Origin of the sequence: Lentzea fradiae (genome assembly GCF_900100955.1) — a bacterium.
GTDB lineage: Bacteria > Actinomycetota > Actinomycetes > Mycobacteriales > Pseudonocardiaceae > Lentzea > Lentzea fradiae.
Map to the genome: position 1 here is coordinate 136,366 of NZ_FNCC01000020.1, position 7,912 is coordinate 144,277.

General features: G+C 68.6%; 6 protein-coding genes and 2 rRNA genes. 1 reads left to right on the forward strand and 7 read right to left on the reverse strand.

The features are described from left to right. Positions 1–10 precede the first annotated feature (10 nt). Positions 11–1,351, reverse strand: a complete 1,341-nt coding sequence (locus BLT23_RS36360; RefSeq protein ID WP_090059156.1) for a toll/interleukin-1 receptor domain-containing protein — start codon at positions 1,349–1,351, stop codon at positions 11–13. A 113-nt stretch (positions 1,352–1,464) separates the two neighbouring features. After that, complete coding sequence (gene lepA, locus BLT23_RS36365; protein WP_090059158.1) at positions 1,465–3,300, reverse strand: translation elongation factor 4; 1,836 nt, start codon at positions 3,298–3,300, stop codon at positions 1,465–1,467. Positions 3,301–3,390: 90 nt separating this feature from the next. On the opposite strand from lepA, the gene BLT23_RS36370 reads away from it, so the two are divergent. Further along, positions 3,391–3,813: a type II toxin-antitoxin system PemK/MazF family toxin gene (locus BLT23_RS36370; RefSeq protein WP_090059191.1), complete on the forward strand. Its 423-nt coding sequence runs from the start codon at positions 3,391–3,393 to the stop codon at positions 3,811–3,813. Positions 3,814–3,864: 51 nt separating this feature from the next. Here the strand turns inward: BLT23_RS36370 and BLT23_RS36375 are convergent, their stop codons facing one another. From BLT23_RS36375 to BLT23_RS36395, 5 genes are all read right to left on the reverse strand, one after another. Beyond that, positions 3,865–4,707 (reverse strand): transglutaminase family protein, encoded by an 843-nt coding sequence (locus BLT23_RS36375; RefSeq protein ID WP_090059161.1) that lies wholly within the window; start codon positions 4,705–4,707, stop codon positions 3,865–3,867. A gap of 2 nt (positions 4,708–4,709) precedes the next feature. Beyond that, positions 4,710–5,657, reverse strand: coding sequence for an alpha-E domain-containing protein (locus tag BLT23_RS36380; RefSeq protein ID WP_090059163.1), 948 nt, complete (start codon positions 5,655–5,657; stop codon positions 4,710–4,712). Further along, a complete protein-coding gene (locus tag BLT23_RS36385) occupies positions 5,657–7,300 on the reverse strand; it encodes a circularly permuted type 2 ATP-grasp protein (RefSeq protein WP_245744543.1) in 1,644 nt (547 codons plus the stop codon). The genes BLT23_RS36380 and BLT23_RS36385 overlap by 1 nt, the downstream gene beginning before the upstream one ends. A 165-nt stretch (positions 7,301–7,465) precedes the next feature. Continuing rightward, a 5S ribosomal RNA gene (rrf, locus tag BLT23_RS36390) occupies positions 7,466–7,582 on the reverse strand. A gap of 92 nt (positions 7,583–7,674) precedes the next feature. After that, positions 7,675–7,912 (reverse strand): 23S ribosomal RNA (locus BLT23_RS36395); the annotation flags it as partial.

The following is a 7,912-nucleotide window of genomic DNA, read 5'->3' on the forward strand; positions in this document are numbered from 1 at the left end:
GTTCGAAGCGTCAGTGGTCGACCAGGCCGGGGACGTCCCCGAGCCCCTCGATTTCCTCCAGCAGTGCCATTGTGTCGCGCTCGTGTTGCCCTCCGTTACTGAGCCGCACGGTCGTGCTGCTCAGCTTCCGCAACGCCGTGACGGGGTGCTGCGTCACGAGGGCGAAGACGACTCCCGGGAAGCGGGCGGTGAGGTCGCCGAGCACGCCCTGCAAGATCCTCGGGTCGACTTCGTCGCAGCTGAGCATCGCGAACACGACGCGCCGGGACCGGACCAGCCGGCCGGGCACGTCCTCCGCGGTCTGGCCGGGCTTCAGGTTGAGGACCGCGCGCAGTCCCCTGTCGCACCGCTCCAGCAGCTGCTCGCGCATGTCCTCGCCGCCGATGCCGCTGAACCGCGACACCTGGACGCCGTCCCGCTGGGCACGGCCGCGCTGCACGGCGTGGTAGGCGGGCAGGTTGCCGGCGGCGAGGTGCACGATCCGCCGTTCCGGCTGGTTGCGGGAGACGTCCATGACGCGGCGGGCGTCGTCCAGGTCGACCCACAGCGGCGTGACCCTGTTCTTGACCGAGGTCAGCTCCGGTCCCAGGAACTCGGCGAGGATGTGGACCGCGTTGAACGCGTCCTCCAGCGTGCTGCCCAGCAGCGCGGCGGCGACCAGCGCCGGCTTGTCCTGCGGCAGCACCGGGACGGCGGGCGAGACGTGCAACGCCCGCGCCGCCTCGTCGAGGATGTGCGCGGGCGCCTGCCGGATGAAGTGCGCGACGTCCTTGACCCAGCTGGCCTGCGCGGGCTCGACCGGCACCGCCGGGAACAGGTCCGCGAGCCGCCTCGCCAGGGTCTCGGCCGCCTCCTGGTTGCGCGACCCCTTGCGCCGGTCCGGCCAGTGCACGCAGCTGAGCGTGTTGAGGCCACCGGTGCGGCCGAGCCTGCTCGTGGCGAACCGCTTCTCCGACACCCCGCCCACCAGCGCGATCTTCACCGGGTAGTCGGGGACGAGCTGGCGCATCAGTCCCAGCATCGCCGCCTCCTCCCGCATCCAGCCGGAGTCCAGCGCGTCGTTGTCGACCACGACGACGGCACCGGAGCTGCGGATCAGCGCAAGGCAGATGGCCCGGTCGAACACCTCACCCGTCGCGATCTCCCGCCGGTCGAGCCACACGCCGCGGCCACGGGCGTCGAAGGCTCTCACGAGCGCGTCGAGCAGCTGACCGACGAACCTCTTGCGGGCGAGGTAGCGGCCTTCGGTCTCACCGTCCTGCAGCTGGAGCTCGTCACCGGCCCGCACGCGGGCGCTGTGGCTGATGAACACCCCTGTCGAGGTCGTCGTCCCGATCAGCGGCGCGTCCACCCTTCGACCGTACGACACCAAAACGGATCATGTCCGCGTATTCCACGCGAAGACCACCCGGACGCGCGAGAGCCGGACCCGGTGACCGGATCCGGCTCTCGACGGCGTGGAACCTACTTCTTGCCCTTCGGCTCCTCGGTGGACAGCGCGGCGACGAACGCCTCCTGGGGCACCTCGACGCGGCCGACCATCTTCATGCGCTTCTTGCCTTCCTTCTGCTTCTCCAGCAGCTTGCGCTTGCGGGTGATGTCACCGCCGTAGCACTTGGCCAGGACGTCCTTGCGGATCGCGCGGATCGTCTCGCGGGCGATCACGCGGGAGCCGATGGCCGCCTGGATCGGCACCTCGAACTGCTGCCTCGGGATGAGCTCGCGCAGCTTCGTGGCCATGCGCGTGCCGTAGCCGTACGCGTGGTCCTTGTGCACGATCGCCGAGAACGCGTCGACGGGCTCGCCCTGCAGCAGGATGTCGACCTTGACGAGCTCCGACTCGGCCTCGCCAGACTCTTCGTAGTCGAGTGACGCGTACCCGCGCGTGCGGGACTTCAGCGAGTCGAAGAAGTCGAAGATGATCTCGCCGAGCGGCATGGTGTAGCGCAGCTCGACGCGGTCCTCCGACAGGTAGTCCATGCCGCCGAGCTGGCCGCGCTTGGCCTGACAGAGCTCCATGATCGCGCCGATGTAGTCGGACGGCGCGATGATCGTGCACTTGGTGACGGGCTCGTACACCTCGGCACGCTTGCCCTCCGGCCAGTCGGACGGGTTCGTCACGACGTGCTCGGTGCCGTCCTCCATGATCACGCGGTAGACGACGTTCGGGGCCGTGGAGATCAGGTCGAGGCCGTACTCCCGCTCCAGCCGGTCGCGGGTGATCTCGAGGTGCAGCAGGCCGAGGAAGCCGCAGCGGAACCCGAAGCCGAGCGCGGCGGAGGTCTCCGGCTCGAACGTCAGCGCGGCGTCGTTGAGCTGCAGCTTCTCCAGCGCCTCTCGCAGCTCCGGGTAGTCGGAGCCGTCCACCGGGTACAGGCCCGAGTAGACCATCGGGCGCGGCTCCCGGTAGCCCGCGAGCGGCTCGGTCGCGCCCTTGCGCTCGGACGTGACGGTGTCGCCGACCTTGGACTGGCGGACGTCCTTCACACCGGTGATCAGGTAGCCCACCTCGCCGACGCCGAGGCCCTGCGACGGCTTCGGCTCCGGGGAGACGATGCCGACCTCGAGGATCTCGTGCGTCGCGCCGGTCGACATCATCTTGATGCGCTCGCGCGGCGTGATCTTGCCGTCGACGACGCGGATGTAGGTGACGACGCCGCGGTAGGTGTCGTAGACCGAGTCGAAGATCATCGCGCGGGCCGGGGAGTCGGCCTCGCCGACCGGGGCCGGGACCTGCTTCACGACCTCGTCGAGCAGGGCCTCGACGCCGACGCCTGTCTTCGCGGAGACCCGCAGCACGTCGTCCGGCTCGCAGCCGACGATGTGGGCGATCTCCTTCGCGTACTTGTCCGGGTCCGCGGCGGGCAGGTCGATCTTGTTCAGCACCGGGATGATGGTGAGGTCGTTCTCCATCGCCAGGTACAGGTTCGCGAGCGTCTGCGCCTCGATGCCCTGCGCGGCGTCGACCAGCAGGATCGCGCCCTCGCACGCCTCCAGCGCACGCGAGACCTCGTAGGTGAAGTCGACGTGGCCGGGCGTGTCGATCATGTGCAGGACGTGGTCCTGCCCGTCGAGCTGCCACGGCAGGCGCACGTTCTGCGCCTTGATGGTGATGCCGCGCTCGCGCTCGATGTCCATGCGGTCGAGGTACTGGGCGCGCATCGCCCGCGCTTCGACCACGCCGGTGAGCTGCAACATGCGGTCGGCCAGCGTCGACTTGCCGTGGTCGATGTGCGCGATGATGCAGAAGTTCCGGATGAGCTCCGGAGGCGTGAAGGTCGTGTCGGCGAACGTGGTCAAGGCAGTCCTCAACAGGAAATCGGACGGATGTCCCCTTATGGTCCCACAGTGGTCCCGGCGACCTGCACCACCTAGGGTGCATTCGTGCTGATGAACGGTGAGGACCCGCGTCCGGCGAAGGGCGCGGTCCGGGAGATCTACGACGTGGCGCGTGCCGCGAAGCTCGCGTACGAACCCTCGGTGGACGGCGACGCCGACCCCGGTGAGGTCGTCTGGGCCTGGGTGCCCTTCGAGGAGGACGCGAGCCGGGGCAAGGACCGCCCGCTGCTGGTCGTGGGACACGCGAAGGGCGACCTGATCGCGTTGATGCTGTCGTCCAAGCAGCCGCGCGACGAGCACCTGGAGCTGGGCTCCGGTGCCTGGGACCGCGAGGGCAGGCCCTCCTACCTGCGGCTGGACCGGGTCTTCGCGCTCGACTCCGACGACGACATCCGCCGCGAGGGCGCCGTGCTGGCACCCGCCGCGTTCGGCCAGGTCGTGGACGCCCTCCGCGACCGCATGGGCTGGCGCTGACCCCCACTGGCTCACCTGGGACCGCCGGCCTCGTGCCGGCGGTCCCGTCTTTCACGCCAGGCGCGTGATGTCGACCGTCACCTCCAGCGCGGTCGCCCCGCCACCCGAGTAGATGCCCTTCAACGGGGCGACGTCCGCGTAGTCGCGGCCGAGCGCCACCCACACGTGCCGGGGACCCACCGGGATCGCGTTGGTCGGGTCGTACCCCCACCAGCCACCGGTCCACGCCTCGATCCACGCGTGCGACTCACCGCTGACGGTCTCCCGCAGCGCGCCGTCCTCCTTCGTGTGCAGGTACCCGGAGACGTACCGCGCCGGGATGCCCATCGCGCGCAGCAGGACCAGGCTGAGGTGCGCGAAGTCCTGGCAGACGCCCTTGCGCTCCCGCCACGCGTCCACCGCCGAGCTGTGCACGCCCGTCGACCCCGGCTGGTACGTCAGCTGCTCCCCCACCCAGTTCGACGCGGCCAGCACGGCGTCCGCGGGCGAGTTGCCCTTCTTCAGCTCCCGCGCCTTGCTCACCAGCTCGCGGTCACGCGGCGTGTACCGGGTCGGTTCCAGGAACTCCGTGTACCGGTCGACGAGGTTCTCCTCGCGCATGTCCTGCCACGTGCCCGTGGTGACCGGTGCGATCTCGGAGCTCGTCTCGACGACCGAGGACGCGACGACCTTCAGTTCCGTGTGCGGCGCGTGCAGGTCGAACGACGTGACCTCCGTACCCCAGTAGTCCGTGTACCGGAACGCACGGGTCGCAGGGCTCGTCTCGACGCGTGACACCACCACGTTCTGACGGCGGTCACCACGCGGCGTGAGCCGTGCCTCGTTGTACGACTGCACGACCGGCGACTCGTACTCGTACCCGGTCGTGTGCACCACACGCACTCGCCAGCTCATGGTCAGCCCACCTCGGTGTTCGTCCAGGCGACCCACGGCGCCACGTGGAAGTACTGCTGTGACACGGCCTCACCGACGTCACGGACCGTCTTCTGCAGTGCGGCGAGCCTCTTCGGCAGGTCGTCGAGCAGGTCGTGCGGGCGCAGGAACTCCAGCTCACTGCGCGCCTTGCCCAGCAACCGCAACGCCTCGGCCCGCGCGCCCACCCGCACCGAGGGCTGGTTCTCCAGCTGCTCCAGACACGCCTCGGCCTGCCTCAGCGCGTGGAACACCGACCGCGGGAACAACCGGTCCAGCAACAAGAACTGCACGACACGCGACGCGTCCAACGCCCCGCGATAGGTGCGCAGATAGGTGTCGTGCGCACCCGCCGACCGCAAAACCGTCACCCAGCCGGGAGAGGACGCCCTCTCGCCCACGTGCGCGAGCAACAGCCGCACGATCATGTCCACGCGCTCGACCGACCGACCCAGCACGAGGTAACGCCACCCGTCGTCACGCGACATCGTGGAGTCCGCCAAACCCGCGAACATCGCCGCACGTTCCTCCACGAAGCTGAAGAACGCGTGCGGGCCCATCGCGCGTGCATAGGTCTGCCGTTCCGCCACGGCGTTCCACATCGCGTTGAGGCACTCCCACATCTCGGTCGACACGACCTCACGCGCACCACGGGTGTTCTCACGCGCGCTGTTCACCGACGAGACGATCGAGCTGGGGTTGTCCTTGTTGTACGCCACCAGCTCCGTCAACGACCACACGTCGAACTGCTCCGAGCCCTCCGGCGGCGTGATCCCGAGAACGGTGAGGAGCCGCCGTGACGCCGCGTCCGGGTCGACCGTCGCGTCCTCCAGCAACTGGTGGACCGACACGTCGAGGATGCGCGCCGTGTCGTCCGCCCGTTCGACGTACCGGCCGATCCAGTACAACGACTCCGCGTTGCGTGCCAGCATTACCGCGCGCCTCCCTGCTGCTGTTGCTGCTGTTGCTGGGAAGTCGTCAGCTCGGGCCCCTGCTCGGCCACCGCGAGCTCCACACCGGACGTGCCGGCGAGGCCGGGCTCGGCGAGCTCGCGCTCCTCCGTGGAGGACTTGGCCGCGAGCACCCAGGTGTCCTTGGAGCCGCCGCCCTGAGAGGAGTTGACCACCAGGCTGCCCTCCGGCAGCGCGACGCGGGTGAGCCCGCCGGGCAGCACGAAGATGAAGTTGCCGTCGTTGACCGCGAACGGCCGCAGGTCGACGTGCCGCGGCGCGAGCCGGTCGCCCACCTTGGTCGGCACGGTGCTGAGCTGCACGACGGGCTGCGCGATCCAGCCACGCGGGTTGCTCCTGATCCGCTTCCGCAGCGAGTTCAGCTGCCTGAGCGTGGCGTCGGGACCGAACACGATCCCGTACCCGCCGGACCCCTCGACGGGCTTGACCACGAGCTCGTCGAGGTGGTCGAGCACGTGCGCCCGCTCGTCCGGCAGCCAGCACCGGAACGTGTCGACGTTGGGCAGCAGCATCTTCTCGCCGAGGTAGTAGTCGACGATCTCGGGCAGGTAGGTGTAGACGAGCTTGTCGTCCGCCACCCCGTTGCCGACCGCGTTGGAGATGACGACGTTGCCCGCCCGTGCCGCGTTGAGCAGGCCGGCGATGCCCAGCACCGAGTCGGGCCGGAAGTGCACGGGGTCCAGGAAGTCGTCGTCGATGCGCCGATAGATGACGTCGACCTGGCGCTCCCCCTCGGTCGTGCGGAGGTACACGAAGTTGTCACGACAGAACAGGTCACGTCCCTCGACGAGTTCCACACCCATCTGCCGCGCCAAGAGCGAATGCTCGAAGTAAGCCGAGTTCCCCACGCCGGGCGTGAGCACCACAACGTTCGGATCAGCCGCGTTGGGCGCCGCGGCATTCCGCAACGCCCGCAGCAGGTGCACCGCGTAGTCCCCCACCGCGCGCACGCGATGCCGTGCGAACAGGTCCGGGAACACCCGCGCCATCGTGCGCCGGTTCTCCATCACGTAGCTGACCCCGCTGGGGCACCGCAGGTTGTCCTCCAGCACCCGGAACGCGCCGTGCTCGTCCCGCACCAGGTCGACCCCGGCGACGTGGATCCGCACCCCGTTGGGCGGGATGATCCCGGCCGCTTCCCGGTGGAAGTGCTCACAGCTCGTGATGAGCCGCCGCGGCAGCACCCCGTCCCGCACGATCTGCGCGTCGCCGTAGATGTCCGCGAGGAACATCTCCAACGCCCGCACCCGCTGGACGATGCCCCGTTCGAGCTTCGACCACTCGCCGGCGGTGATGATCCTCGGAATGAGGTCGAGCGGGAACGGCCGCTCCTGGCCGCTGAGCGAGAACGTGATCCCCTGGTCCACGAACGCCCGCCCGAGCGCCTCCGAGCGCGCGTTGAGGTCGGTGACCTGGGACGGTGCCACCGACTCGTACAGCGCCCGGTAGGCGCTGCGCACCCCGTCCTCCGCGGAGAACATCTCGTCGTAGGCGTCGGCGTGGGGCCGCCGCGGATCCAGGTAGCCGTCGAACAGCTCACCGGGCCTCGGCGAGCTGACCGTGCGGCCGCGGCGCAGTGCTGAGGTGCGGGCCCGGTGTTCCATGGTCGACATCTTCACCCTGCTCAGGGCGTTCGCGCACTAGTCCGGCCCGACCGGAAACATGCCGGAAACGCACCGTTTCCCCCGGTCGGCGGGCCGGGCGGACGTACGGGCACAAAAAAGCCCTGCGGGGAGCGCTTGTGGCGCTCGACCCGCAGGGCAAATTAAGTTCGGCGGCGACCTACTCTCCCACACCGTAACCAGTGCAGTACCATCGGCGCAGAAGGGCTTAACTACCGGGTTCGGAATGGGACCGGGTGTTTCCCCAACGCTATAACCACCGAAACACTATGAAATTACAACCTGAACCCCGATCCTGCGGGTTCGATCGGTCCTGGTTGTTCTTCCAGAACCGCACAGTGGATGCGTAGCGTCTTTGTAACAAGTCCTCGGCCTATTAGTACCAGTCAGCTCCAACCGTTACCGGTCTTCCACCTCTGGCCTATCAACCCAGTGGTCTAGCTGGGGGCCTTAACCCACAAAGGGTGGGATACCTCATCTTGGAACGAGCTTCCCGCTTAGATGCCTTCAGCGGTTATCCCTTCCGAACGTAGCCAACCAGCAATGCTCTTGGCAGAACAACTGGCACACCAGCGGTCCGTCCGTCCCGGTCCT